The sequence below is a fragment of the Pelomonas sp. SE-A7 genome (assembly GCF_030345705.1).
Taxonomy (GTDB): domain Bacteria; phylum Pseudomonadota; class Gammaproteobacteria; order Burkholderiales; family Burkholderiaceae_C; genus JAUASW01.
This window is the reverse complement of sequence record NZ_JAUASW010000003.1, coordinates 632,443-658,148: the sequence shown is the minus strand read 5'-3', so window position 1 is coordinate 658,148 and position 25,706 is coordinate 632,443. Positions and strand designations below refer to the sequence as shown.

Below are 25,706 nucleotides of genomic sequence, written 5' to 3'. Positions count from 1 at the left end.
GACTTCGAAGCCTCCAAGCCTCGGCTGCTCCCGCGCTCGCACACTCGTCGTTCTCGCCGCATGGCAATGCAGCACTTTGACTTCGTGGGCAAGCGATCAGCTGCATTTCCGGAGACCTAACGTTTGACATGAGAGGCGGAGCAAGGGCGCAGCCCTTGTGACGTCCTCTCGATGGAAGGGTTAGGCTTCACGCGCGCTCGACGATGAGCCCAAGGATTGTGGACCTCGGAACTGGACCGAAGTAGCGGCTATCTTGACTGGCATCCCGGTAGTCTCCTAGCAAGAAGTAGCTCCCTGATGGGACTGTTTGCTTCGGCAACTGTGTCGAGTACTCGCCTACAGAGAAATCTCTCCGGATGTACGGCTCCACTACCTTCTGTCCATTGACGACCAATTCTCCGTCGGTGATTTCGATCGTGTCGTTTGGGCCTGCTAAGACACGCGATGGAACGATATGGCCGCTGAACTCTGAGTGGATGAATGCGACGATGCTACCGGGCGCCATTTGCTCCTCGGAGCTGAGGGAGCGATATCGACAGATCGTGCCTTGCGAGAGCGTTGGTTCCATGTTCCGACCTTGCACCCGAAAAGAGCTTTCACCTTTTAGCAGTGCCCCCAGCTTGTCTGCGGCAAGGGTTGCTCGTGGAACAACGAAGTGACGGAGGATCTTCCCGAGCATTTGTGAAGTTCTCTGTGAGACCTAACGCTGAAGCTGAGCCGCGAGCGGCGGCTTGCCGACGCGAGTCGGCTCGAGCGACTGGTTAGACCTCATTTCTTCTTCTCTAGAAACTTGTGAAGGTCTTCGCTTCCAGACGACAGCTCCCGCAAGAACTCTCCGCATGCAACCGCACTACCAGCGTACTCTGCCGCCTTTGCTTCAATTGTCTTGTCGTTTGTAGTTCGGACGAACTGCATGAACTTTCCGTACTCGGCCTCCGAAGCCGAAGCCCCCTTTGCTTTAGCTCGGCACTCTGCCTGAAGCTCTTCTGCTGCCGCTCCGTTTCTACGTTTCCAGTCTCGCAGCGCATTCGGGTACTGCTTTGAAAGCGCTGGCTCCCTCTGCACGCAGTGTTCTGCCAACGCCGCGGTAACTCGCACTGGCTCGCACGCATACGCGCCCGCCATGAGCAAGCCTTCAGAGCAGAACGCTGGCCCAGCGAAGATCATCGCAAGCAGCCCGATCGGTACAGGTAGCAGTCTTTGCATTTCTGAGGTCTAACGTTGAAGCTGAGCCGCGAGCGGCGGCTTGCCGACGCGAGTCGGCTCGAGCGACTGGTTAGGCATTTGCGACCAGTGGCTTACTGAGAACCATGCTGCGGTACACCTTGCCAGGCCATTGCACCCAACCAACATGCCTGTAGCCCAAGCGCTCATATAGCTCAACGAGATGGGTGGCTTGCTCTGCTGTATCGATAGCAAGCTCGACGAAGCCGGCTTCCTTGGCCCAACGTTCCGCGCGCTGAAGAAGCATCCGGCCGATGCCCGCTCCTTGATGCTCAGGGTCAACGGCGAATTGGTGCGCGGCCGCTACGCCGGAACGAGTGAAGTACTCGCAAGCATTCTCAACGTACGTTGGATGCACCACGATTGTTCCTACGAGCTTCGATCCCGAGGCAACGACGAAGCAGTTTCCTCCGCGAATGCGCTTCTCTGTGACTTCGGGCGCTTGATCTACAGCGGTGTAGTTCAGCCCCATCGCCCCAAGACGGGCATACGCCCGATGAAGAAGCAACGTAAGCCCAAGAATGGAATCTGACTCTTGGAGTTTTCGGATCTCAAGCATGCCGAATTGTGCGTTGAAATGCCTAACGTTGAAGCTGAGCCGCGAGCGGCGGCTTGCCGACGCGAGTCGACTCGAGCGACTGGTTAGGGCTCGGGCTCTTGACCGCGACACGGCCGACCGGCGGCAGCTGACCAAACCTGCAGCTTGGGCACACAAGCTGACCAGGCCAACAGGACGAACCCGACCGAGCCCGAAGACTAGAGCAAGCGGCCAGGCGGCCTTTCAGCGCACCGCGTGCATTCTGAATTGATGGGCCTGGCCGGCGTGGAAGCGCCACGACTTGGGCGCGGCCTCGCGCAGACAACTCAACAAACTGACTGCCAGGCGCAGCACTGCGGCGCGAAGCGCCCTCAACCAACATGCAAGGAATGGTGGCCAAGGGCACAGCGCCCCGCGGCTGTTCGCACGATGCCACGGGCATGGTGCGCCAAACCGAGCCGCGCCTTGGCGGGGCGGACCTAAAGAGCCGCGCTTCGCAAACTGCGCGCATTGACCGATGAAGTGGCACTGTCTTCCTGAGCCCTAACGTTTGACTTAAGCGGCGCCGATAGGCGTCCGCTTGAAGGAAGGGTTAGACGGCATTTCGACCACCTGAAATTTGACTCTCACCCGTAAGCCACCACCGCATAGTTCTCACAGCTGCAAGCTCTCGATCAGGGAGTGGAGCACCGACAAGTTGGTCCAGTACCTCCACCACATTCTCCCGCCCGTGAACTCTTGCAAAGTGCTGAGGCAATTGTTCGATGCTCAAGTTGTATCGTGGCAGAACCTGGCGAATGGTCGACTCAAGTTTGAACCGATACATGGGCTTGATCTTCTCTAGGAGACGACCCGCAAGTTCTTGGCGCGGATAGTGCATTTCGTCGAGCGGGCACTCCAAGAACACCGCCAGGAGCCCATGGAAGACTTCCTCGGGCGCGCACTTGTTGAGCGTAGACCCAAAGAATTTCGATTGCTGCGGGTTCCCCGCCCCGAATTTGTCAGCGGATTCCACGACCCTCTCGAAGATCTCATCTCGGTTCATGCCGTCTAACGTTGAAGCTGAGCCGCGAGCGGCGGCTTGCCGACGCGAGTCGGCTCGAGCGACTGGTTAGGCCTCATTGGTGGCATCACTGTCTTCATACGGTTCGCGGGCCCAAGGCTGAGTTGGCGATTCTCTATGCGCTAGCCAACCTTCTGGCAAGTCAGCAAGTTGAATCAGCGTAAGGTCGCGGCCGATAATGCAGCCAAGGCAAACAAGCTTTGCATCAGCGCTTGCGTTGGTAGTGCCGCACATGAACTGCCACTCACCGTCATGGTCGTGATAGACCTCAAGAATCGGAAGAGATCCGTCAAGGACGTACCTAGTTGTGAATGATGCGGCGTTGATCGGTGCATCAAACGGCCAGGTGGATTCGTCGAACTCGTGCAAGTGGCTCATGGATGAGGCCTAACGTTGAAGCTGAGCCGCGAGCGGCGGCTTGCCGACGTGAGTCGGCTCGAGCGACTGGTTAGAGCGCATTTGTGCCACTAGAGGACTTTTCATAGCCAAGAGCTCCTCTCTCCCACCCAACGTTCTCTAGCAGATGCCCTACGTACGCGAACAGCGGCTCCGCTGATCGAGATGTGCCCAGATGGAGAGGCGCTGTCCCGTAAGACTTCGCTTCAAAGACCACGCCCGTAGGACCAGGATCTTCCCATGCCTCAAACAGGTCGAACCTCGCATCAGTTGGGACCCGGTGCACCCAGTACGGAATGAACCCAACAAGGCGAATGACGGTGACTTCGGCCTCGTGGATACGAACCAGCGTGAGTAGTAAGAAGGGGGATAGAAGAACTGCAAGACAGTAGATTGGAATGGCACTCCATCCAAAGTACGGAAGTAGCCAGATGCTCCCCAAGGCAAGCACGAATATCGCCATGGCGTCTGGCAAAAGAGCCGCGCTATGAATTGCGCAAAAGCGAACAGGCGTCCACCAGCAAAAGATTCTCGCCAGCGGCCGGAACGGCATCGCGAGTCCGAAGAAAAGACGGCGGACGATCCCTGTTGTCATGCGCTCTAACGTTGAAGCTGAGCCGCGAGCGGCGGCTTGCCGACGCGAGTCGGCTCGAGCGACTGGTTAGGCCACGCGAATTTCGATAACAAGGGGCATTTCATCACCAGGACGACTCTTCAACTCCTGGCGCACGAAATCGACCTCGACGCGTGCACCGATTCGGTACCTCCCTCGCGCCTGATACGACGGGAGCATGCAACCCCAAGTCGAGCGAACCCCACAATCCTCGAGCAACTCAAATTCTGCAAAGTCGTCATGGTGTCCTGGCCAAAAATTGGAGATTGCCCCGCGCAAAGTTAGCAGAGGCAAATCTCCACTCTCAATTCGTCGCCACCAGGCGTCGGTTCCGACTAAGCCATGTGTCTGCCGCAGTCCGATCAGGTTGCTGCTCTTTGATGCCTCCTGCATGTAGCGCAAGCTCTCCTCTTGCGCCCGAAGGACATAGACGGGAAGCATTTGGTCTTCACCTCGGTTCACAAACGACGATCCCTACCGGTGTGGCCTAACGTTGAAGCTGAGCCGAGAGCGGCGGCTTGCCGGCGCGAGTCGGCTCGAGCGACTGGTTAGGGCGCTCGTTCATAGACCGCGACGCTTGTTGGAAACTCGGACCAGCTCCTTCACGACTAGCACCCGATTGCATGAGCCAAGGCTGCCGTACTTTCCGAGCGGACCAAGTGTTCCACGAACCACCACATTGGCTGTTCCCCAAGGGCCAGAAGGATGACTTGCGGGGAGTTCGGCCTTTGACATGTCGCCCTCCAAGCACCACCGCTCATTCTTCTTTCCCTTCGGAGTTAGAACTGCATTCTCAAAGTTGTAGAAGTATTCGCCTTCGTATGTCTCAGCCGCAACGGCGCTGCTGATACCAAGAGCAAACATCGCAAGCGGCACGATCACGCGCAATCGGTCGGATCTCATTCAAGCGCCCTAACGTTGAAGCTGAGCCGCGAGCGGCGGCCTGCCGACGCGAGTCGGCTCGAGCGACTGGTTAGAGCGCATTCTCTGCGAGCGCCCTACGACGCGCCAGCACCCAGGCGGCGCCGGTGACCAGCACCGTGTACGAGAGCATCTCCACCCATGCCATGACGAAGATGACTTGCTGATTTGGCAAGGTGCTTGCGCCGAGTTCTGGTGCTCGCACTGCAATTACGGGAAGTGATATTGCAAGCCCAGCTAGCCAAGCCCATTTCCTGAAGAGCCATGCCAGCGGAAAGGCCGATACAACTGCTGCTGCAAGTGCACCAGCTAAGGCTGCACTGACCATCTCGGTGTACGGGCGTGGTTCAGCGAGAGGAAACAACAGGCCCGCCCAGTATTGCTGCGCGTATGCGTTGGCAATCAGCGCGGCATTTGCAATGACAACAAGCGCGACAAAGCGAAGGACGATTTGCATGCGCTCTAACGTCTGAGTTCACCGGCGGCCGTAGGCCGTCCGGTGGAACGATTGGTTAGGTCTCGATTCCGCTGCCACGCAGGACGTACCTCGAAACCCAGACCGACTGAACTGCGGCGCCCGATTCTGAACCACACAGCCCACGACTCGAAGATCGCGGTCGACCATCCGGCCTTCCTCGCGCACAAGCAGCGCCCTGCAACTCTGCGCAGGCTGGCTTTGCGCCAGGCCACCGAGCAGCCTCTCGCAGACCACTCGACAAACCGACTGCCAGGCGCAGCACTGCGGCGCGAAGCGCCTGCAACGAACTGACTGTTCTGCCTCGCCACAACAACGCGCCTGCGACTAGCGAAGGACTGACTTCGAAGCCTCCAAGCCTCGGCTGCTCCCGCGCTCGCACACTCGTCGTTCTCGCCGCATGGCAATGCAGCACTTTGACTTCGTGGGCAAGCGATCAGCTGCATTTCCCGAGACCTAACGTTGAAGCTGAGCCGCGAGCGGCGGCCTGCCGACGCGAGTCGGCTCGAGCGACTGGTTAGGCCACATGCCTCGACCGCTCCATCTTCCGCGCGAATAGGCCCGCAGTTTGCGCCTGCAGCAACGGCTCGCCGAGCAATGCAAGGCCACGGAGGGTTAGGGAGCCAAAGTTGAGGCGGCTGCTTTTTCCGCCTCGTTCTGCTGAGTCCTCTTTGCTTCGATGCTCCCTGCCTTGCACCAAATTGACTTTTCGGTGAATCCAGGCTTGAAGCTGAACTCAGCCGCCTTTGGTCCGTTGAAGACAAACTCCTCGAAGCCGGCGTATCCGCCCATTCGATTCTTGGCGTTGTATTCACCGCACACAACACCTCCGTCGTATTCGACGACATTGCGAAACTGGACGCTCTGTGGATCCACAAGCCGCACGGACAGCTTCTCTTTCGCAGTTCTTGTCGCTTGCCCTTCCCAGCATCCGGAAGCAAGAAAAATTAATGGCAAGCAGCAAGCGCATCTTGCAAACACCTGCCAAGTACGAGTCTTCAACATCATCGTCCTCCATAAGGGCCAGCCGCTTGCCGGGAATGCGAGTTGGCATTGAAATTCTGGTGCCAACGAGGGCTCCGTGTGCCTAACGTTGAAGCTGAGCCGCGAGCGGCGGCTTGCCGACGCGAGTCGGCTCGAGCGACTGGTTAGGCATCACCAGCGCTTCCACCATGGCTTCTTCTCTGCAGAGGGCCCGTAGACAAGGCTCATCACCGTTCCCTTTGCACCGAACGCCGAGTGAGAGTGGGCAACTCGAATCTTCTCGCTTTCGCTTTCACCGATGGTATGTCCATCACCGATGACGGGACCGTTCTCCAAGAGGTACCGAGCTATTGCTTCAAAGCGGCTTCTCAGCTCTGATGGCGGTTCCGTTGCGCGCTGCGTCTCTAGTTCCATTAGGCCAAGACTTTCAAGGCCTGTCGTAAAACCAGCACTAGTCGCTTTGTCTTCGGCCCAACCTACGCGACAGTCGATCCAAATGGACACAGGCGGGCCAAGCGGAAGAATCTTGATGGAAAAGTCGAAGAACAGTGCCTTCGGAACAATCATCGCGGCATTGGTCCAAAAGACTCCCAATGCCTCGCTTGACGAAATCATCAGTGCCGCAGTCACCTTGGTAAGTAGCGTGGACAACTCGATCGGAGACAACTCGCCACTCACCGTGACGATGGCGTGATATTTGTGCTCGCGTATTGTTGAGGCCGCGTTTGGCCAAAGGATGCTCGTGGCGCATGGACCTTCTAGATCTGACCAAGGAACCGGCGCTGGCATTAGTCCGACTACGACATCGGCGACGCCAATGCGAAGCGAAAGCGTTACGTCTTGCTCGGATTCCTCCGTGGCTGGCGGAACATCCGCCCAGTTGGCGGACAGCGTCTGCCGGAGCTCTCTCACGGATAGGTTTGGCTTCCCGTCAAAGAGAACCATCGACATCTGTATCGACATATATGAGCCTAGAAAGTATGTGATGCCTAACGTTGAAGCTGAGCCGCGAGCGGCGGCTTGCCGACGCGAGTCGGCTCGAGCGACTGGTTAGGCGCCACTCTCACGCCAGCGACTCCAGGTACTGAACAACCTCGATTCTTGAATAGCGTCTCGCATAGTCCAAGGCAGTCATTCCATCGTTGTCGGTCGCTCTCGGATTGGCGCCTCGCTCTACAAGTAGGCACACCATTTGAAGATGCCCCCGCTTCGCGGCTTTCCAAAGCGGGCGAATGTATGGCCTCTGCGATGCGCCTTCGACACTCGCACCGGCAGATAGAAGCGCATGAACTGTTTCGATCTGATTCGCCTCCGCAGCTGCAATCAGCGCCCAGTTAAGTGGATCCCTGTCTTCGGGAAATTCAGCCAGAAGCTCGGAGATATGCGAGAGGAGCGCAGCAGACTCTCCAGCTTCCGCTAGGGCATACAGCTTGGTGAACGAGCGATGCGACATGTGGCACCTAACGTTGAAGCTGAGCCGCGAGTGCCGGCTTGCCGGCGCGAGTCGGCTCGAGCGACTGGTTAGACATTTCGCTCGCCGGCGGCCTCGCGCGATAGGACGACATGAAGCCCCAAAGAGCTCCACGCACTGTATGAACTCGCCTTCGATGGATCAGTCGCTCTAAGCGTACTAGCGCCAACCACGGTAAATCGCTTGCTTTCTTGCCGGAAGCGCACCGGCAAATACCAAGAAATGTCTTGCTTGCCGCCCCATTTGCCATGGTGGCGGAACAACCAGCGCCTCGCTTCAAACACATCCATGGCCGGCGGACTCGGCTCCAAGTAGTCGAGCGCAGCAATGAGATTCGCCCCCTGCTCCGGGTTCGAGTTGTCCACACCAACCACCAGCGCCGCCGTATACCTACCATCGGCCAGCAGGACCGAAAGACAATCACCCAGTTGATATGGGGCACACCGCGCAACGGGCTTCGAAGGTAGCGACGGCTTTGAGTTCGGCTGCTCAATCTTCGCGAGGAATGCTTGTAGGGCCGCCTTGCGCTTCGCAAGCAGCTTCAGATCGTCGCGCCAGCGACCAAGGCCCTTCTCTGTCGAGATATCTTCTCGAACACGTGTCAGCACTGCTGCATCAACGGCACCATATTTCCACTGAGCCGCCGCCAGCCCCAGCCACAGCAGTGGTGCCTCATCCGGATCCAATTCCAGGTCCCTGAATTTCACCATCGCCTTTTGCGATGCCGCGCTCACCCTTGTGCCGTACTTGAGCTGCTCGCTGATGAAGTCAATAACGTCTGCAACGGCGTCGTCTGCCGTAATTCCGGTGCCGAATGTACCCATGGATATTGGCTTCAAATGTCTAACGTTGAAGCTGAGCCGCGAGCGGAGGCTTGCCGACGCGAGTCGGCTCGAGCGACTGGTTAGGCCAGCCCTTTTTCCGCAGGCGCGCGAGCTCATTGAACTGTGAGAGAGCTGCTTCGCCGGATGAGCTATAGCCACACGTACCAACGCTATACGGGGCATTGCCAAAGTACAGCAACCACCTCTGACCAGCCTCTACGTATCGGCCACACATGCCTCCTGTGACATCGGTGTTCGTCTCAATGAGAGATCTGCCATCCAACACCCCTTTCCATGCCTGAACAACTCGCCATTTAGCACGTTGATACCGATGCGGCGTCGTGCCGTCATCCCACATCCGGACTTCGCTTGATTCCGTTTGAACCTCAGCGTAGACCACCATCGAGGATTCTCGCCAAAGCTCCTGAACCTTCTCCTGCTTGGTCTTCTGAGAAAAGAAAGCACAGGAGCATGCCGAAGCCAACATGGGACAGGCGAGAAGCACCGGCAGAATGCGGCGAAAGATTTTCATGAAGGCCTAACGTTGAAGCTGAGCCGCGAGCGGCGGCTTGCCGACGCGAGTCGGCTCGAGCGACAGGTTAGACCCCTGCCACCAAGCCACTAACTCGCAGACCATGTTTGGGTTCTTTCGACACTAAGGTCTGGCTGCTTGTTCAGCAGATGCACCCGCGGCGCAGCGGTGCTCAAGACATGAATGATCCGATCCTCACAGCACAGAACGAACTCGGACACAGCCGAATCAATCAGCTTCTCAATGGCGGTCCCTGAAGCAGCGAACCCCCTGAAGGAGGAAAACTCTGCTTCAAAGAGAGTACGGCCGTCCTTCTTCCTCAGTTCTGGATCGGCTTGGTGGAACGACTCGTCGTACACGAAGAATGCACGCGCATCAGGGAACAAAACCTGAACGCATTTGCTAGTCGGTTCAACCGCCACAGGAAAGTACGGGCCAAGTCGCGTTTCTCCGACTTCAACGTACTGCCGCTCCTCTCCCTTAATGCCTTCGACTATGCAGCCCTCCAACGTCCCGTCCAGGGATTGGGTCGCCGAATCAAAGAACCATGTGCTGGCAGCGTCAAGAATTGCGTTCATGTGGTCTAACGTTGAAGCTGAGCCGCGAGCGGCGGCCTGCCGACGCGAGTCGGCTCGAGCGACTGGTTAGGCATTTGCACCGCGCCTTCGCCAAAAAAACTTCCTCAACAACAAAAGCACTGGCGTGAGTACCAAAGTCCAGGGCAGGAGGAATGCGACCCCAGAGACTGCGCTTGCAATGCCCTGAGCAAGGTTGTCTCCAAATTCGGCGACGGACTCTCGAATGGGCCGCAAGAATCCACGAGCTTGTCTTGTAGCAATTGAAATGTTGAGCACTTCGGTTCTCACACGCTTGGCGAGACGCGCCTGTTCTCCTGCGGCAGCTTCGATCTCCGTCTGAACTCGGGCAAGCTCCTGATTGACCTTCATTAGCGCATCGACGTTGGCACCTGCACGAGCACGAAGCTCCTCAAGCCGAGACCGGTAGTCATTCAACATCGTGAGTTTCTTGGCTCCATCTTCGATAGGAGTCGCCAAGTCTTCAGCGGTTGTCGTTCGAGAAGTGACCTGCCCATGCTGGTCAAGCTTTGTAAGCACCGACTGGATTCCTTCAGGCGCTGCCCTAATTTTCAAGGAAGCGCTGGAGAATTTCCCCGTGTCTATCCGTGAATCCAATACTTCGCACTTCGCCGCAGCGGCCTCTTTGCATGACGCCAGTGCGCTGCTAAACAGATCTTGGACTTGATCGTCCTCCGCCTCCACGCTAACGCTATGTTCATAGGCGAGCGTCATGCTGCGCTGCTGCGCCTTTGTCTCAAGCGCCGCAGCAGCCACCCGGGTATTGCCTTTGTTGCTGCAGGCAACCAGAGCTAGTGCAGCCAACAGGATCGCAAGTCTTCGAATCAACTCTGTCTCTCCCAAGATGCCTAACGTTGAAGCTAACCGGCCCGCAGCGGCAGGACGCGGCTGGCCGAGAATGAAATGACGGCCAGCCGTGGCATGCCGTTGCGGGTCCGGTTGAGCGACAGGTTAGGCAGCATTTACCTTGGCAGGAATTTGAAACGCAGAGAGTCGCGGCGAATGACCCCAGACACGCCAGACCGCAAATGAACGCCGGTCCGATTCCTCCAGATAGAAGCGCCAGCCTTGCTTGTGCCGAAGGGCCAAAGTGTTGTTCACGAACCGGACCGCGAGCGCTAAGGCTTGCATTGTGTCTTCGCCGAAGATCTCTAACTCGGGCGTAACGCCGCGAATTTCCACCTTGCAAGAAGCCTCGCGGCGCCTAGCCTGGGGCAGCCGGATGCGCACGTGCACGGCGTGACGCTCACCGCTACCGGGATCGGCGAAGAACTTCGACTCTGCGATGACGGGTTGCTTGGCCATGCTGCCTAACGTTGAAGCTGAGCCGCGAGCGGCGGCGGCACGCCGACGCGAGTCGGCTCGAGCGACTGGTTAGGCCGCTCCTCGATGCGCTCACTGCCGAAATATTCGGTCCTGGAAGTCCTGGAGCATATGGGCACCCGCTCGCTGGTCCCCGGCACGGTAGCTAGCCAACGCTAGCTCAAGCATCGTCGTTAACCCTCGCTGCAGATCCGCACCAGGGAAGTCCTTTTCCACAATAGCGATCCCGCGTCGGAGCTCTTCGAAAGCCCGATCCAAGGTCATTTGCTCTTCCGGCATCAAGTAGTCTTCATGAGGGAATCCATCTGGCGCCCTAAGCACAACATATCCAATGAAGTCGTAGAGGCTCTCGACACTGCCCACCCAGCGATTTGTCATGTGCGGCCTAACGTTGAAGCTGAGCCGCGAGCGGCGGCTTGCCGACGCGAGTCGGCTCGAGCGACTGGTTAGCCATCTTTCTGTGCATACGCCACTCGCCCTTCAGTGATTGTGATGAACCCACTTGACCGCATTTGCTCAATCACTTCCGACACCTCCGCGTCGGAAAGCTGATTCTGAAAGAAGGATCGAACCGAGCTGGACAATGTCTTCATCGCGCGCGGCCTAGTAACTTTGGGCTCATGTAGCTTTGCCACGTAGGCGACCGCCCGCTCATGGGGCGACTTGACAGATGAGCTCTTAACCAACGGGATGGAAGCGATGTCAGTCGATCGACCAGCAAAGATCTTCCGCGACTTCAGGTGCTGTATCAGCGGATCGAATCCTTTGTCTTTCGAGATCACATGAAAGAAGGCTGTCGGATCGATCGCGGCGAGCTGCCCAATGTAGAAAGCAATATGAAAGTCCAGCGCATTGGGCCCATTGCCGCTAATCTGAACGTACTCCGCTCTCTCGCCCAGTCGTTGAATTGACATAGCCAGGTCAACGGGTACCTTCGCTTGGCTAGCGCCAAGAAACACCATCACCTTGAAGTGATCGTGATTTAGCGATGCCAAGGACTCCGGCTGCACGCTTTCGAAGTCCACTAGAACAACGTTTTTTCGCAAAGGGCGAACCTCTCTTGAAGATGGCTAACGTTGAAGCTGAGCCGCGAGCGGCGGCCTGCCGACGCGAGTCGGCTCGAGCGACAGGTTAGCCGGCTGCTCAGGAGACACCACGGTAATACACCTTACCGGAACGAATGAACTGCTCGACTTTCTGCCACCCTTTCACATCACTGGCCTTTGGCGCCTTGAAGTCGATACCCATGAAAGACGACGGGCCACCACAGTTGGGGCAGATGTATTCGCGCTCAAAGTTCGATCGAGAAACTTCCTCGATTTGTGCCCTTCGCTGTGCCTCAAGCATGAATCGATTCAAAGGCGCAGACGCCTGCGGCCGCTTGAAGCATTTGCGGCACGAGAAACAGGCGAACTGAAGCGAACGACCACGGGCTGGCATGCAGCAGGCTAACGTCTGAGTTCACCGGTGGCCGTAGGCCGTCCGGTGGAACGATTGGTTAGGTCTCGATTCCGCTGCCACGCAGGACACACCTCGAAACTCAGACCGACTGAACTGTGGCGCCTGATTCTGAACCACCCAGCCCAGACTCGAAGATCGCGGTCGACCATCCGGCCTTCCTCGCGCACAAGCAGCGCCCTGCAACTCTGCGCAGGCTGGCTTTGCGCCAGGCCACCGAGCAGCCTCTCGCAGACCACTCGACAAACCGACTGCCAGGCGCGGCACTGCGGCGCGAAGCGCCTGCAACGAACTGACTGTTCTGCCTCGCCACAACAACGCGCCTGCGACTAGCGGAGGACTGACTTTGAAGCCTCCAAGCCTCGGCTGCTCCCGCGCTCGCACACTCGTCGTTCTCGCCGCATGGCAATGCAGCACTTTGACTTCGTGGGCAAGCGATCAGCAGCATTTCCCGAGACCTAACGTTGAAGTTGAGCCGCAGACCGAGGCTTGCCGAGGGCTGTCGGCTCGAACGACCGGTTAGCCATCAACTCCTCCAAGGAGAGCCAAGAGTTCTTCTTTGAGTTTTGAGTCGAAACATGCTTTCTGAGCAGCAACCTCCAACGCTGCCCTACTCCGCAAGAGATCTTCCTCGCTTGGGATGATCTCTTGATCGTGAAGAATTGAAATCGACTCGTTGCTGGTCTCAAACCCGCCCTCAAGCGCCCACCCGAACAATTGCGCGAATCGACCTGAGCAATCAAATGCTGAAAGCGCGTAAACAAGAGTGCCCCTGGCATTGCGGTTGTCTGGATTTTCAATCGCATGAATCAGCGGTTGGACCGCACGCGAATCAGCAATGTCCATCAGAGCGACAGCCGCTTTGTTGCGCTCGCTCGCAATCGGCGACGAGAGTGCCGCGACAAGGTCGTTGAATGTCGGCATTGATGGCTAACGTTGAAGCTGAGCCGCGAGCGGCGGCGGCACGCCGACGCGAGTCGGCTCGAGCGACTGGTTAGGTGGCACTCTTTGCCTGCACCCTAAGGAGGAAGAGAAAAATACCCAATGCAAACAAGTTGACCCCCACTACAACCGGGCCACCCGACAGCAGCTTGAGCGTAAACGTACTGCCCAGAAGAAAATTCGCCCCAACCTTAACGGGTGGATGCAGTTGAAGCCACACAGCAAAGTAGCCCCCACTCGCCAACGCGTAGGAAACTGCGGGCGACAGTACCAGTGGAATTTGCAACGCCCAGAAGACCGTGCTTTTGCGCAACCAACCAGGCGTACGCCTCAAGGCAAGGACCCCAACATAGGCACCGAAAGCAAACACGGCTGCTACTGCACCAACGAGAAGCGCTGATAGCAAACCTGGCCAGCTCTGAAGCAGCAGCATTGCAATGGCGATCAGCCCCCAAGCTGCCCCGCCGATGCTGAGCAGCCCAAGAACAACTGGAGCAAAGTCGGGCAGCGGGGCGGCCGCTTCTTGTTCGGGCGTGAGGCGAGATTCAAGGATACGCATGACTGATTTTGCAGAAGATGCTTCGCGGCTCTATGCGGGAACTCGCTGTCGGATCGACTCAATCAGATCAGGCAGGAGAATCATCATTATTGCCACCTAACGTTGAAGCTGAGCCGCGAGCGGCGGCTTGCCGACGCGAGTCGGCTCGAGCGACTGGTTAGGGCTCAGACCAAGGCGCACAACAAACCTCTCGCAACGCGGAATATGAAGCTAGCTTAGGCAAGCGGCACGGCTGGACCAAGAGGAAGAACCCGGCTCGCGCGATACGCGCACCGAACCTAGGGCACACGAACCCGCGCAGACCACCGCATTTGGATTTGATCGGCCAGGCAACGACCACGATGGTCGGATTTGGGCACGGACTCGCGCGGACCACTCAACAAGCTGACTGCCAGGCGCAGCACTGCGGCATGAAACGCCAGCAACCAACTAGCAAGGAATGCTGAGCGAAGGCACTGCCGTCAGGGCTGCTTGGACCTCCTTCGCACACCCCGACCTAGCTCGGAGCCCCTTCGCATTCATCTCGTCGCCTAACGGCGCATTGACAGATGAATCAAGCAACTTCTTCCTGAGCCCTAACGTTGAAGCTGAGCCGCGAGCGGCGGCTTGCCGACGCGAGTCGGCTCGAGCGATTGGTTAGGTTTCATTTGCTCGCCTTGCCGCGCTTTGACGTATAGCTTTTGTTTGCAGCCTCTTCGAACTGCACCGTGAAATCTCTAATCTGCTCAAAGAGATCATCGTCGCCAAACGCCTTCGCAACCATCCCGAATGCAAGGATGCTTCGATAGTAGTAGTTCCACAAGTCCATGCGGTACTGAGCGTGATGCCGCGTGCCCAGCATGCCCTCGATGTGAAAGTGCGGAGGTGCTCCCCCATACATATCCATAATCTGCGGAGACGCTGCGTGCACGAAACCTGAGTAGGTCTTTGTGAGAGTCTTAGAGAGCGCGATAGTGCCGCTCGGATCTAAGTCCACCCCGTCTTTGTTCGCGATGTAGGCCTGAATCTTTGATCTCCTCACCATCGGACGCTTCTGGGTCGACTCTATGGGGTCGTCTGCATCGAACTCTTCCTCATAAAACGCATCGAGGTACAACTTATGCAGAGGAGATAGATCATTGAAGATCAGGCCATAGGCTAGGAAGATGATGTCTTCATGAATCTCGTGGATTACTCGCTGCAGAGCCCCTTGCTCTTGCACGAGTCCATGTTGCATCAATACCGTCGCCGCCTTTAGTGTCGTAACCACGCGCGCAAGCTTCTGAACAAGAGCTTGCTCGGGAAGTCGCTCGACGTACCTGAAAACGAAGGACGTCTTGTATGGGATCTTCTGAGGCTGAGGTACGCGCTCAGCGAGGTTATGCACCGTGCGCTGCATATTCTGAAGCGCTGATCCGTACAACTCTTCTCGGCCCATTTCGTGAAACCTAACGTTGAAGCTGAGCCGCGAGCGGCGGCCTGCCGACGCGAGTCGGCTCGAGCGACTGGTTAGGCGTCATTGACTTCATTCCCTACAAGCGATGTCGAATCAAGAAGACGTGTCGCGTTGATGGCATAGGCCTTGAGGAACTCCTCCAGCGTTGTAGCGACTATCTGTGGCTCCCCATCAAAATGGTCAACCAAGACAGCGCTAGTGTCATTGAGGTTCGGCCTAAGTCGGTAGCACCAGCAACTCATCAAGTAGTCAGAGAACAGCACTCCGTCTCGTACGTTCTCTGCATTCTCAGCCTTTACTTCTTCCAACGGCCAAAGGCGCCAGTACTCGGCGTCCATTGTTTCCATGCCGCCTAGGCCGGCGTATAGGGCCACCACATCGGATGTTGCACGCGATCCGACGCTCTCGAATGCCTCGCAAACTTCGGCTCTTGTTCTTGAGGCGAGAAGATCCGTCCCATTGGTCCTCCAGCGATTGATGAGCGTAGGAAGTATGAGCATCTTTGACGCCTAACGTTGAAGCTGAGCCGCGAGCGGCGGCTTGCCGACGCGAGTCGGCTCGAGCGACTGGTTAGGCAGCACGTGCCGCGAACCCGAGTGATGGATTGCGCAAATGTTCTTCACGTTCTTACCGATCGCCGCGCTACTTGCTCTTCGAAAGTTGAACATTGACGGGCTTCGCTTCTAGCAGCGACACCAGACGGTAGTCACGACCTGGACGAGCCGCATCCACTACCCTACAAAAAGCCATCACGCTGTTATGCGCGCATTCAGCAGACATGCCTTCTGGCGCAGGGCCATTAAAGAATCTCTCTACATCCGCCGCAGCAGATTCATGCATTACGCACTTGAGGCATTCTTTAGGATCCTTCAGCGACTGCTGTCGAAGAATCCAGCCAGCCTCCGTCCGCTCCAGCACAAGAGGATTTGAGCTGAGGCTTCCATCTTTCTGGATGGTCGCGTACGTTCCCACATCGGAGTCATCAAGTGCGAAGGCAAGCTGCGAAAGAGCTACGCAGAGCACACCGACAGTTAGTTTCGCGATCATGTATTGCTGCCTAACGTTGAAGCTGAGCCGCGAGCGGCGGCTTGCCGACGCGAGTCGGCTCGAGCGACTGGTTAGGCCTCATTCTCTCGCCCAATGAAGAAGTTGACAGCCAACGAGGCCACGAGCATAGGGCCCGCGACAGATAGAGTGATTGCAACCAAGTCGTCAGACAGCCAACGAAAACAGGCGCCAACCCAAAGGAATGTGAGCATCGACGCAGCCCACACAGCGCCAATCCTGGCTGGGACAGAAAAGGCCCGAAACGTCGCAGTGCACAGGAGCGCAGCATTCGACACACCGCCAATTGCGCCGATGACGAACCCGAAGAGAACATAGAGTATTGATCCGTGCTCTCCAGATATCGCAGCGATAGCAATACCGCCGATCGAGCAGCAGACAAGCCAGGCGATCGCTGCGATGAGCGCACGTTTCCAATGGGAGCGAGCTGGCATGGACGCGGATATCTGGATGAGGCCTAACGTTGAAGCTGAGCCGCGAGCGGCGGCTTGCCGACGCGAGTCGGCTCGAGCGATTGGTTAGGCATCGGGAACGATAGAGCAACGCCACAAGTGATGCACACGTAGCCAACGTCCGGGGCGCTATGCGGAGAACCAGGATTCTCAAAGTAGCTTACGACGTCACCCGCGGCCTCTGCAGCAAGGCGAGCGACCTGAGGAAGGCTTGATTGCATTGAAGCCACGCGATTGATCCTGGACCAACCTTCCGAGATCTCTAGCAAATTGCATCCCGCTGCCTCGGCAGCAGCCAAGACAGCCTCCAAATGCTGGCAAGTTCGAAACGTATTCATGAGATTGCTCTAGCGAGAAGCAAATAGACCATCGGCGATGGCTCGCTGGTACTGCTCAATCGAATAGCCCTGGCACCGCTTTCGGAGTTCATCGATCACCTCCGGGCAAGCCGGCACGGGCTTAGATGCAATGCAATCAATGTAATCCCACTTCCCCTCACGGATTTCCACAGCGAGCAGGTATGCGACGTCTTCAAGTCTTTGCATGGCACAGAGCGTCATTGATGCCTAACGTTGAAGCTGAGCCGCGAGCGGCGGCTTGCCGACGCGAGTCGGCTCGAGCGACTGGTTAGGCCACATTCTTTGCAAACCAGAGACGAGTCTCCGGGCGGAAGAAGAGAGACCAAAGTATTACCGCAGAAGTAGCGATCTCAAATGAGGCACCAAGCCGGGCGGGCCATACAAGAGCACCGTAGTACTCCGGGTCCGGGAAGAAAAGCGTGTTTATCAGTACTCCGTAGAAGGAGATCCATCGCATGTAGGTCCAAGTCCATGGAACTCTGCGCATGAACAGCATTGCAACAAGGATGATGAGCAACGTCAAAGCGGGATTGAGCAGACGCCAAATTCCCGATTCATAGCCGACGGCGAGCGCGCCCATGATGGCAAGCGCGACAACGTAAAGGGAGCAGGCGATTCTCAGATGTCTTGGCATGTAGCCTAACGTCTGAGTTCACCGGTGGCCGTAGGCCGTCCGGTGGAACGATTGGTTAGGTCTCGATTCCGCTGCCACGCAGGACACACCTCGAAACCCAGACCGACTGAACTGCGGCGCCCGATTCTGAACCACCCAGCCCACGACTCGAAGATCGCGGTCGACCATCCGGCCTTCCTCGCGCACAAGCAGCGCCCTGCAACTCTGCGCAGGCTGGCTTTGCGCCAGGCCACCGAGCAGCCTCTCGCAGACCACTCGACAAACCGACTGCCAGGCGCGGCACTGCGGCGCGAAGCGCCTGCAACGAACTGACTGTTCTGCCTCGCCACAACAACGCGCCTGCGACTAGCGGAGGACTGACTTTGAAGCCTCCAAGCCTCGGCTGCTCCCGCGCTCGCACACTCGTCGTTCTCGCCGCATGGCAATGCAGCACTTTGACTTCGTGGGCAAGCGATCAGCAGCATTTCCCGAGACCTAACGTTAATTGACCATACTCGGTCACCCAGATTTTGGCCTTCTATCAGCTGTTCGTCATTCGAGTAAACACGCCTCGCCGCCATTGACGGCTGTCCTGGATCCGTAACGCGGTGGATTTCAATGGTGCGATAGATGGCCTAACTTTCTGTGTACATGTTCTTGGTGGAGGAGGGGGCAAGATGGCCGGGACCAGTCTGCCGAGAGGCCTTGATCCATCACTTGATGCCGCGGCTTGCCTGGACCCGGTTTCGGCGCCGGCCGCCGGCCCGCGGCCCGAGCCGCCTTCTGATCCGGTCCCCGCCGGTGCAGCGCGCAACACCCATGCGCCACCGCCGCGCCTGCTTGACCAGGTGCGCGAGGCGCTGCGGGTTCGCCACTATGCATTGAGAACGGAACAGGTCTATGTGGAGTGGATACGCCGCTACATACGCTTCCACGGCACGCGTCATCCGGCCGAGCTTGGTGCTGCCGAAGTCGAAGCCTTCCTGAGCTTCCTGGCGGCGGAACGCAACGTCACGGCCTCCACGCAGAATCAGGCCAAGTCCGCGTTGCTGTTCCTGTACGGGCAGGTCTTGCAACTCAATCTTCCCTGGCTGGGTGAGGTCGTCACCGCGCAAGCCCGTCGCCGCCTTCCCGTCGTGCTGACCAGCTCCGAGGCACGCTCGCTGCTCCTCGAGCTCAAGGGAACGGCCTGGCTGATCGCCTCGCTGCTCTACGGCACGGGCATGCGCGTCCTCGAAGGCCTGCGTCTGCGCGCCAAAGACATCGACTTCGAACGCCGCGAGATCATCGTCCGCGAAGGCAAGGGCGGCAAAGACCGCGTGACCGTGCTGCCCGAAAACCTCATCCTGCCGCTGCGCGACCAGTTGGCCACGGCCAAACGTCTGCATGAACTGGATCTGCGCGAAGGCTATGGCGCCGTCCACCTGCCCCATGCCCTGGCAGTCAAGATGCCGCAAGCGGCCCTGAGTTGGGGATGGCAATGGGTGTTTCCCAGCGCGCGGCGCTCCATCGATCCACGCAGCGGAGAGGTGCGGCGCCATCATCTGATGGAGCAATCGGTGCAGCGGGCCATTTCGGGCGCGGCCGGCCGCGCCGGCATCGTCAAGCCCTGCTCGCCTCACATCTTGCGCCACTCGTTCGCCACCCACCTGCTGCAGTCCGGCTATGACATCCGCACGGTGCAGGAGTTGCTGGGTCACGCCAACGTCAAGACCACCATGATCTACACGCATGTACTGAATCGGGGGGGTCGAGGGGTGCGGAGCCCGCTGGATCAGATCTGACCCCATTGCATGGCTGCGGTCACGGTCGGCCCCGCAGTCCCAAGCGGGCGAGCAAGGTTCAGACCCGCCCGCGCGTCCTTCGGCGCGGCACCAGAACCGGACGTCGCTCAGCCACCTCCGGCACAAACAACTCCATCACCCGCAGTTCCGCCCCATAGCGCCTGAACACCGAATTGCGCGACCAGAGCATCTGCGGCGAAGCCGGTTCGCCGACGGCGTGCTGCCACTGGCGCTGCATCTGCCTTCGCGTGTGGCCGTGTCGCGCCAGCCTGCGCGGCTGCAGCACGCTGCGGCTGACGCGCCGGTCGTGGTACAGCAGATCGGCCAGGGGCCGGTGGCCCAGTCCCTTGAGTGCGCGCCAGGGCCCGGCCAGGGCGCTCTGATGCAAGGCCGAACGGGCCCAGACCAGCGGCTTGCCATCGACCTTGAGGATGACCTCGCGCACCAGGGTAAGCCCGCGGCGCGGCAGACCGAGCGCCTGGCGCTCCAGGCGGCGCAACGGCGCGATGCGCTGGCTCAGCACCTGCACTTCAAAGCGCTGGCCCAGCCGTGCCAGGCGTCGGCTCAGAGAACCGGGTGCGCGCAGCCAGTCGCGCAGGCCCTCGCGGCTTGCGATTCCCATGGTTCCGCTGCTCAGTCGTTGTTGTTGTTGTTGTTGTTGTTGTTGCTGTTGCTGCTATTGCCGCTGCTGCTGCGGCCGAACTCGTCGCCCAGCTCCACGGCGCGCTGCTGGGCGGCCTTCACCGCCCGGCGGATCGCCTCGCCCACGCCGTCGGCTTCCATGCTGGTGAGCGCTGCATGCGTCGTACCGCCCTTGGACGTCACCCGCTCGCGCAGCACGCTGGGCGGCTCGGCCGACTGCAGGCCCAGGGCCGCGGCGCCTCCGCAGGTGGCCAGGGCCAGCTCGCGCGCCTGCTCGGCCGGCAGGCCCAGTTCGACACCGGCCGCCATCATGGCCTCGACCATGTAGAAGAAATACGCCGGGCCCGAACCCGACAGCGCGGTCACGGTGTCGAGGTCCTCCTCGCGGGCCACCCAGAGGCTGCGCCCGGTCGGCTCCAGCACGGCCTCGACCAGGGCCCGGTCGGCTTCATTCACCGCCGGCCGTGCAAACAGCCCGGCAATGCCCTGGCCGATCAGAGCCGGCGTATTGGGCATGGAGCGCACCACACGCTCGCTGCCGGTGGCCTGGCAGATCGCTTCGCTGCGGATACCGGCCATTACCGAGAGATGCAAGGCGCTCGCGGCCTTCACCGGTGCCGCTGCCGCGCCGAACATCTGTGGCTTCACAGCCCAGACCACCAGGTCGATTTCGCCCAGGCCATCGCCTGTAGCCGCGTCTTCCATCACCGGCAGGCCGGCAAAGTCCTGCCGCAGCTTGTCGCGCTGCGGCTCATAGGGCTCCACCACCGCCAGCCGCGCGGCCTCATGCCCGCTGCGCAGCAGGCCGCCGATGATGGCGCTGGCCATGTTTCCGCCGCCAATGAAGGCGATGCGGGCCGATGAGGCGGAAGCAACAGCAGGAAGCATGGGAGTGGTCATGGGACGGCTCATGTTGGCCCGAAGTCTAATCGCCGGCTCTGCCTCGCCCAGCCAGGCCGCGCACCCGGCGTCACGGCTTCATGGGCTAGGCGACCACGGCTTGGCCACCTATTCTTGGCGTCAGTCATCGCCATCAATTCAACAACAACGACGACAACAACGACGGGAGACCAACAAACATGAACAACAGCACCACCCCCTCGACACCCGCAGCGATGGAGCCGCTGCCCCCGCGCCCCGAGATGCCGGCCGAGCAGATGCTGGCCGCGGCGCGCCAGACCTATGCGCTGCTGCGCCAGCGCCGCACGGTGCGAGATTTCGATGCCGCCCGACCGGTGGCGCGAGAGCTGGTCGAGCAATGCCTGCTGGCCGCCGGCACCGCGCCCTCGGGCGCCAACCAGCAGCCTTGGCATTTCGTGGTGATCACCGACGCCACGATCAAGCACCAGATCCGCGAGGCAGCCGAGGCCGAAGAGCGAAGCTTTTACAGCGGCCGGGCGCCGCAAGAATGGCTGAACGCCCTGGCCCCGCTGGGCACCGACGCCAGCAAGCCCTTCCTGGACGAGGCGCCGCTGCTGATCGCCATCTTTGCGCAGAAGTACGGCGTGGACCCGGCCACCGGCCAGCGCTTCAGCCACTACTACGTGCCCGAGTCGGTGGGCATAGCCACCGGCTTCCTGATCGAGGCCCTGCACCGGGCCGGCCTGGCCACGCTGACCCACACGCCCAGCCCCATGGGCTTCCTGACCCGCATCTGCGGCCGGCCCGAGGCCGAGAAGCCGGTGATCTTGCTGGTCGTCGGTCATCCCAAGCCGGGCTGCCAGGTGCCGGTGCATGGCGGCGTCAAGAAGAAGCTGGACCAGTTCACGAGCTGGTTGTGAGTCGATCCAGCTGCTGCTTCCTCAGCTTCAGTGCAAGCCAGCCAGCAGGGCGGCATTGCCGCCGGCCGCCGCCGTGTTGATGGTCAGGGTCTGCTCGGCCGCGAAGCGATACAGCTGACGTGCATCCGCCGCCTCGGCCGCCGTGATCAGCGGCAGGATGGCGCCGCTGCGCTCGGCCAGCGCGCGTTGCACGGCGCGGGTCTGCGCGCTGGCTGCGGCCGCCACGCAGACGCCGGCCAGCTGCGGAGCCTGCAGCAGGGCGCGTTCGGCATCGACACCAAAGACTTGCAGTGCTGCGCCGGGCAGGCCGGCGCGTTGCAGGACCTGGCGCAGGCTGTCGGCGGCGCCCATGTCTTCAGCACCGACCAGGGCCACGCTGTTGCCGGCCGCCAGAGCGGCGGCCACGGCCGCGCCCAGCTCGGCCGGGTTGGCCTTCTGGGCCAGCACCGCAATCACGCCGCGGCCATGCAGTCGCAGCTCGTTGCTCTCGCCGGTCGGGCCGGGCAACTCGCGCTTGGCCAGCAGTGCCGGCGCGTCCTGAGCCAGACGACGCAGAGCAGCGGCCTCGCCGGCAGCGCCCAGCGCCTCGGCCGCGCGGCCCAGCAGGGCGGCTCGCGCTTCCAGGTCCACATCGGCCCACACGGCCTGGGCCTGGGCGAGTGCCTTCAGCTCCACGCTGGTGGCGCCAGCGGGCAAGAAGGCCGCAGCTTGTTCGCCGCTGCTACCGGCGGCTGATTGCGCCGGCGCGCAGAAGCGCCACAGGTAGTTCGGGCCGCCGGCCTTGGGGCCGGTGCCGCTCATGCCTTCGCCGCCGAAGGGCTGCACGCCGACCACGGCGCCGATGATGTTGCGGTTCACATAGACATTGCCGACCTTGGCCGACTCGGCCAGGCGCAGCGCGCGGCTGTCGATGCGGGTCTGGATGCCCAGCGTCAGGCCATAGCCCAGCGCGTTGATCTGGCGCACCACCTCGTCCACCTCGCCGCCCCAGCGCAGCACATGCAGCACCGGGCCGAAGATCTCCTGGCCCAGCTCGGCCACGCTGGCGATCTCGAAGGCCGCCGGCATCACCAGGCGCGGCACGGCGTCATGGGCGCGCGCCTCGGCGATCAGCCTGGCCTCCTTCTTGAGGCGAACCACATGGCGCTGGATGTTCTCGAAGGCCTCGTCGTCGATCACCGGGCCCACGTCGGTGGCCAGCTCGGCCGGATTGCCCACCCACAGCTCCTGCACCGCGCCCTTGATCATCTCGATCACGCCATCGGCAATGCTCTCGTGCACGCAAAGCAGGCGCAGGGCCGAGCAGCGCTGGCCGGCCGAGCGGAAGGCGCTCTGCACGACGGCATCGACCACCTGCTCGGGCAGTGCCGTCGAATCGACCACCATGGCGTTGATGCCACCGGTCTCGGCGATCAGGGGCACCGGGTGGCCATCCTTGGCGGCCAGCGAGCGGTTGATGATCTGGGCCACGGCGGTGGAGCCGGTGAAGCAGACGCCGGCCGTCTGCTCGGCCGCGACCAGGCGGGCGCCAACGGTCTCGCCCGCACCGTGCAGCAGCACCAGCGCATCGGCCGGCACGCCGGCTTCGTGCAAGAGCTCGACCATCTTCAGCGCCACGAAGGGCGTCTGCTCGGCCGGCTTGGCCGCCACCGTGTTGCCGGCCACCAGGGCCGCGACGACCTGGCCGGCAAAGATGGCCAGCGGGAAGTTCCAGGGGCTGATGCAGACGAAGACGCCGCGGCCTTGCATGGCCGTTCCGTGGCTTTGAGCTTCATCGGCGTAATAACGCAGAAAGTCCACTGCCTCTCGCACCTCGGCCACGCAGTCGCCCAGGGTCTTGTGGGCTTCCTTGACCAGCAGGGCGCAGAACTCGGCCAGGCGGGCGTCCAGCAGGTCGCCGGCACGGCGCAGGATGGCGGCGCGCTCGCTCACCGGCTTGCCGTTCCAGGCCGCGAAGCCGCCTTGCAGCAGCTTCATCGCGGCGTCGACCTGCTCGGCCGTGGCCTCGGCTACCGGCAAGACCTGGCCCTCGGCCAGTGCATTCAGCAGCGGCTCGCGCTGGGCGATGCTGGTCAGGTCGGCGCCGGTGGAGTTGGCGCGGCCCTGGCCGATGCGGTCGCGGTACAGGTCCACCGGCAGGGGCAGTGCCGTGTCGCCCTGCAGCTGCTCCAGCGGCGAGGCCAGCAGCTCCTCGGGGCGGACCTGCGGGTCGGCCAGCTGGTGGACGAACGAAGAGTTGGCGCCGTTCTCCAGCAGGCGGCGCACCAGGTAGGCCAGCAGGTCGCGGTGCTCACCCACCGGCGCGTAGACGCGGCAGGGGATGGAGCCATCCTTCAAAACCTCGCGGTAGATGCCCTCGCCCATGCCGTGCAGGCGCTGCATCTCAAACTCGGCGCCGGCCTGGCGGGCCATCTGCACGATGGCGGCGATGGTGCCGGCGTTGTGGCTGGCGAACTGCGGATAGATCACGTCGGCATGGGCGATCAGGGCCTGCGCGCAGGCCAGGTAGCTGACGTCCGTGTGCTGCTTGTGGGTGAACACCGGATAAGCCGGCAGGCCCTGCTCCTGGGCGCGCTTGATCTCGCCGTCCCAGTAGGCGCCCTTGACCAGGCGCACCATGAAGCGCAGCCCATGCTTGCGGGCAATGGCGGCCACCTCGTGGACGACCTGCAGCGCACGGTTCTGATAAGCCTGCACCGCCAGGCCGAAGCCGCGCCACTTGGGATAGGCGCCGGCAATGCGCTCGGCCACGGCATCCAGCAATTCCAGCGACAGCTCGAGGCGGTCCACCTCCTCGGCATCGATGGTCAGATTGATGTTGGCGCTGGCGGCGCGCTCGACCAGCTGCCACACGCGCGGCAGCAGCTCGGCGTAGACACGCTCACGCTGCAGAACCTCATACCGCGAGAAAAGCGCGGAGAGCTTGATCGAGATGCCGTCCGAGCTTTCCGGCGAAACCGCCTTGCGGCCGCCGGCAATCGCCTCGATGGCGCTCAGGTAGGAAGCCTGGTAGCGGGCCGCGTCATGCTCGGTGCGGGCGCCTTCGCCCAGCATGTCGTAGGAGAAGCGCAGCTGGTGCTGGACCTTGCGGGCCGCATCGGCCTCGCCCATGGCCTCGCGGATATTGCGGCCCAGCACGAACTGGCGGCCCAGCAGTTGGATGGCGCGCACCGTGGCCGCCACCACGGTCTGCGAGCCCAGGCGGGTGAACAGGCCGCCGCTGCCCTCGGCCTCGGGCAGGAATTTCTTTGACAGCGAGATGGCGCTGGCGGCCAGCGAGGCCAGCATCTTGTGCGGGCCTTCGGAGCCACCGTCGAAATCCGCGCGACCCAGCTGGTCGGCGGTCAGGGCGATGGCCGTCTCGGCATCGGGCACTCGCAACAGCGCTTCGGCCAGGCGCATCAGGGCCAGGCCTTCGGCGCTGGTGATCGGGTATTCGCGCAGCAGCGACTCCATGGCCCAGAACGGAGCCGGGTTGCCACGCACCTCTTCCACCCAGGGCTTGGCCATGCGGATCACGGCCTCCCAGTCCATCTGCGACGCCAGCTGGGCGGCCAGGGCCTCGACCACCGGGCGTTCGCTCCGGTACGGGAAAGGCAGGCGGGCACGTTCGGGCGGCAGGACGAAGCTGGTCATGGCGGGGCTCCTTGGAGCGG

General features: G+C 60.8%; 27 protein-coding genes. 2 read left to right on the top strand and 25 right to left on the bottom strand.

The genetic code is table 11. The features are described from left to right. Positions 1–187: 187 nt before the first annotated feature. From lepB to QT382_RS20885, 22 genes are all read right to left on the bottom strand, one after another. The gene (lepB, locus tag QT382_RS20985; RefSeq protein ID WP_289256074.1) at positions 188–679 is read right to left on the bottom strand and encodes a signal peptidase I; all 492 of its coding nucleotides are present in this window, start codon (positions 677–679) and stop codon (positions 188–190) included. Between the two features lie 89 nt (positions 680–768). Then, positions 769–1,206 (bottom strand): hypothetical protein, encoded by a 438-nt coding sequence (locus tag QT382_RS20980; protein WP_289256073.1) that lies wholly within the window; start codon positions 1,204–1,206, stop codon positions 769–771. 70 nt (positions 1,207–1,276) lie between these two features. Continuing rightward, a complete protein-coding gene (locus tag QT382_RS20975) occupies positions 1,277–1,783 on the bottom strand; it encodes a GNAT family N-acetyltransferase (protein WP_289256072.1) in 507 nt (168 codons plus the stop codon). A 1,090-nt stretch (positions 1,784–2,873) separates the two neighbouring features. Further along, on the bottom strand, positions 2,874–3,203 hold the full coding sequence (locus QT382_RS20970; protein WP_289256071.1) for a hypothetical protein: 330 nt from the start codon (positions 3,201–3,203) through the stop codon (positions 2,874–2,876). A gap of 679 nt (positions 3,204–3,882) precedes the next feature. Next, entirely contained in the window at positions 3,883–4,275 is a 393-nt protein-coding gene (locus QT382_RS21140) for an immunity protein RhsI2 family protein (RefSeq protein ID WP_502929934.1), read from the bottom strand. Between the two features lie 120 nt (positions 4,276–4,395). Further along, the gene (locus tag QT382_RS20965) at positions 4,396–4,737 is read right to left on the bottom strand and encodes a hypothetical protein (RefSeq protein ID WP_289256070.1); all 342 of its coding nucleotides are present in this window, start codon (positions 4,735–4,737) and stop codon (positions 4,396–4,398) included. Between the two features lie 70 nt (positions 4,738–4,807). Further along, positions 4,808–5,212 carry a hypothetical protein gene (locus tag QT382_RS20960; RefSeq protein WP_289256069.1) on the bottom strand — a complete coding sequence of 135 codons (405 nt, stop codon included), beginning with the start codon at positions 5,210–5,212 and terminating at the stop codon, positions 4,808–4,810. 633 nt (positions 5,213–5,845) lie between these two features. Further along, a complete protein-coding gene (locus QT382_RS20955) occupies positions 5,846–6,235 on the bottom strand; it encodes a hypothetical protein (protein WP_289256068.1) in 390 nt (129 codons plus the stop codon). Positions 6,236–6,385: 150 nt separating this feature from the next. After that, entirely contained in the window at positions 6,386–7,177 is a 792-nt protein-coding gene (locus QT382_RS20950; protein ID WP_289256067.1) for a DUF4261 domain-containing protein, read from the bottom strand. Between the two features lie 100 nt (positions 7,178–7,277). Next, complete coding sequence (locus QT382_RS20945; RefSeq protein ID WP_289256066.1) at positions 7,278–7,667, bottom strand: ankyrin repeat domain-containing protein; 390 nt, start codon at positions 7,665–7,667, stop codon at positions 7,278–7,280. 68 nt (positions 7,668–7,735) lie between these two features. Next, positions 7,736–8,509 carry a hypothetical protein gene (locus QT382_RS20940; protein WP_289256065.1) on the bottom strand — a complete coding sequence of 258 codons (774 nt, stop codon included), beginning with the start codon at positions 8,507–8,509 and terminating at the stop codon, positions 7,736–7,738. A 19-nt stretch (positions 8,510–8,528) separates the two neighbouring features. Continuing rightward, positions 8,529–9,041 carry a hypothetical protein gene (locus tag QT382_RS20935; RefSeq protein WP_289256064.1) on the bottom strand — a complete coding sequence of 171 codons (513 nt, stop codon included), beginning with the start codon at positions 9,039–9,041 and terminating at the stop codon, positions 8,529–8,531. A gap of 89 nt (positions 9,042–9,130) precedes the next feature. Continuing rightward, positions 9,131–9,619 (bottom strand): hypothetical protein, encoded by a 489-nt coding sequence (locus QT382_RS20930; protein WP_289256063.1) that lies wholly within the window; start codon positions 9,617–9,619, stop codon positions 9,131–9,133. A 66-nt stretch (positions 9,620–9,685) separates the two neighbouring features. After that, the gene (locus QT382_RS20925) at positions 9,686–10,465 is read right to left on the bottom strand and encodes a DUF4349 domain-containing protein (protein ID WP_289256062.1); all 780 of its coding nucleotides are present in this window, start codon (positions 10,463–10,465) and stop codon (positions 9,686–9,688) included. A 123-nt stretch (positions 10,466–10,588) separates the two neighbouring features. After that, positions 10,589–10,942, bottom strand: a complete 354-nt coding sequence (locus tag QT382_RS20920; protein WP_289256061.1) for a DUF6968 family protein — start codon at positions 10,940–10,942, stop codon at positions 10,589–10,591. 464 nt (positions 10,943–11,406) lie between these two features. Next, the gene (locus tag QT382_RS20915; protein WP_289256060.1) at positions 11,407–11,985 is read right to left on the bottom strand and encodes a PIN domain-containing protein; all 579 of its coding nucleotides are present in this window, start codon (positions 11,983–11,985) and stop codon (positions 11,407–11,409) included. 118 nt (positions 11,986–12,103) lie between these two features. Next, entirely contained in the window at positions 12,104–12,307 is a 204-nt protein-coding gene (locus QT382_RS20910; RefSeq protein ID WP_289256059.1) for a hypothetical protein, read from the bottom strand. Between the two features lie 630 nt (positions 12,308–12,937). Next, complete coding sequence (locus QT382_RS20905; protein WP_289256058.1) at positions 12,938–13,342, bottom strand: hypothetical protein; 405 nt, start codon at positions 13,340–13,342, stop codon at positions 12,938–12,940. Between the two features lie 70 nt (positions 13,343–13,412). Then, the gene (locus QT382_RS20900; RefSeq protein WP_289256057.1) at positions 13,413–13,919 is read right to left on the bottom strand and encodes a hypothetical protein; all 507 of its coding nucleotides are present in this window, start codon (positions 13,917–13,919) and stop codon (positions 13,413–13,415) included. 643 nt (positions 13,920–14,562) lie between these two features. Next, positions 14,563–15,336 (bottom strand): hypothetical protein, encoded by a 774-nt coding sequence (locus QT382_RS20895; RefSeq protein WP_289256056.1) that lies wholly within the window; start codon positions 15,334–15,336, stop codon positions 14,563–14,565. 660 nt (positions 15,337–15,996) lie between these two features. Continuing rightward, complete coding sequence (locus QT382_RS20890; RefSeq protein ID WP_289256055.1) at positions 15,997–16,401, bottom strand: hypothetical protein; 405 nt, start codon at positions 16,399–16,401, stop codon at positions 15,997–15,999. A gap of 1,097 nt (positions 16,402–17,498) precedes the next feature. Next, the gene (locus tag QT382_RS20885) at positions 17,499–17,864 is read right to left on the bottom strand and encodes a hypothetical protein (RefSeq protein ID WP_289256054.1); all 366 of its coding nucleotides are present in this window, start codon (positions 17,862–17,864) and stop codon (positions 17,499–17,501) included. A gap of 656 nt (positions 17,865–18,520) precedes the next feature. Between QT382_RS20885 and QT382_RS20880 the strand changes: the two genes are divergently transcribed. Beyond that, the gene (locus QT382_RS20880; protein WP_289256053.1) at positions 18,521–19,627 is read left to right on the top strand and encodes an integron integrase; all 1,107 of its coding nucleotides are present in this window, start codon (positions 18,521–18,523) and stop codon (positions 19,625–19,627) included. Between the two features lie 58 nt (positions 19,628–19,685). Here QT382_RS20880 and QT382_RS20875 read toward each other — a convergent pair whose 3' ends face one another. Then, positions 19,686–20,249: a chorismate--pyruvate lyase family protein gene (locus tag QT382_RS20875; protein WP_289256052.1), complete on the bottom strand. Its 564-nt coding sequence runs from the start codon at positions 20,247–20,249 to the stop codon at positions 19,686–19,688. An 11-nt stretch (positions 20,250–20,260) separates the two neighbouring features. Next, a complete protein-coding gene (proC, locus tag QT382_RS20870; protein WP_289256051.1) occupies positions 20,261–21,169 on the bottom strand; it encodes a pyrroline-5-carboxylate reductase in 909 nt (302 codons plus the stop codon). A gap of 179 nt (positions 21,170–21,348) precedes the next feature. Here proC and QT382_RS20865 point away from each other — a divergent pair, with 179 nt between their 5' ends. After that, positions 21,349–22,050 (top strand): nitroreductase family protein, encoded by a 702-nt coding sequence (locus tag QT382_RS20865; protein WP_289256050.1) that lies wholly within the window; start codon positions 21,349–21,351, stop codon positions 22,048–22,050. Between the two features lie 27 nt (positions 22,051–22,077). On the opposite strand, the gene QT382_RS20860 is transcribed toward QT382_RS20865, so the two are convergent. Beyond that, entirely contained in the window at positions 22,078–25,686 is a 3,609-nt protein-coding gene (locus tag QT382_RS20860; protein ID WP_502929933.1) for an L-glutamate gamma-semialdehyde dehydrogenase, read from the bottom strand. Positions 25,687–25,706: the final 20 nt, after the last annotated feature.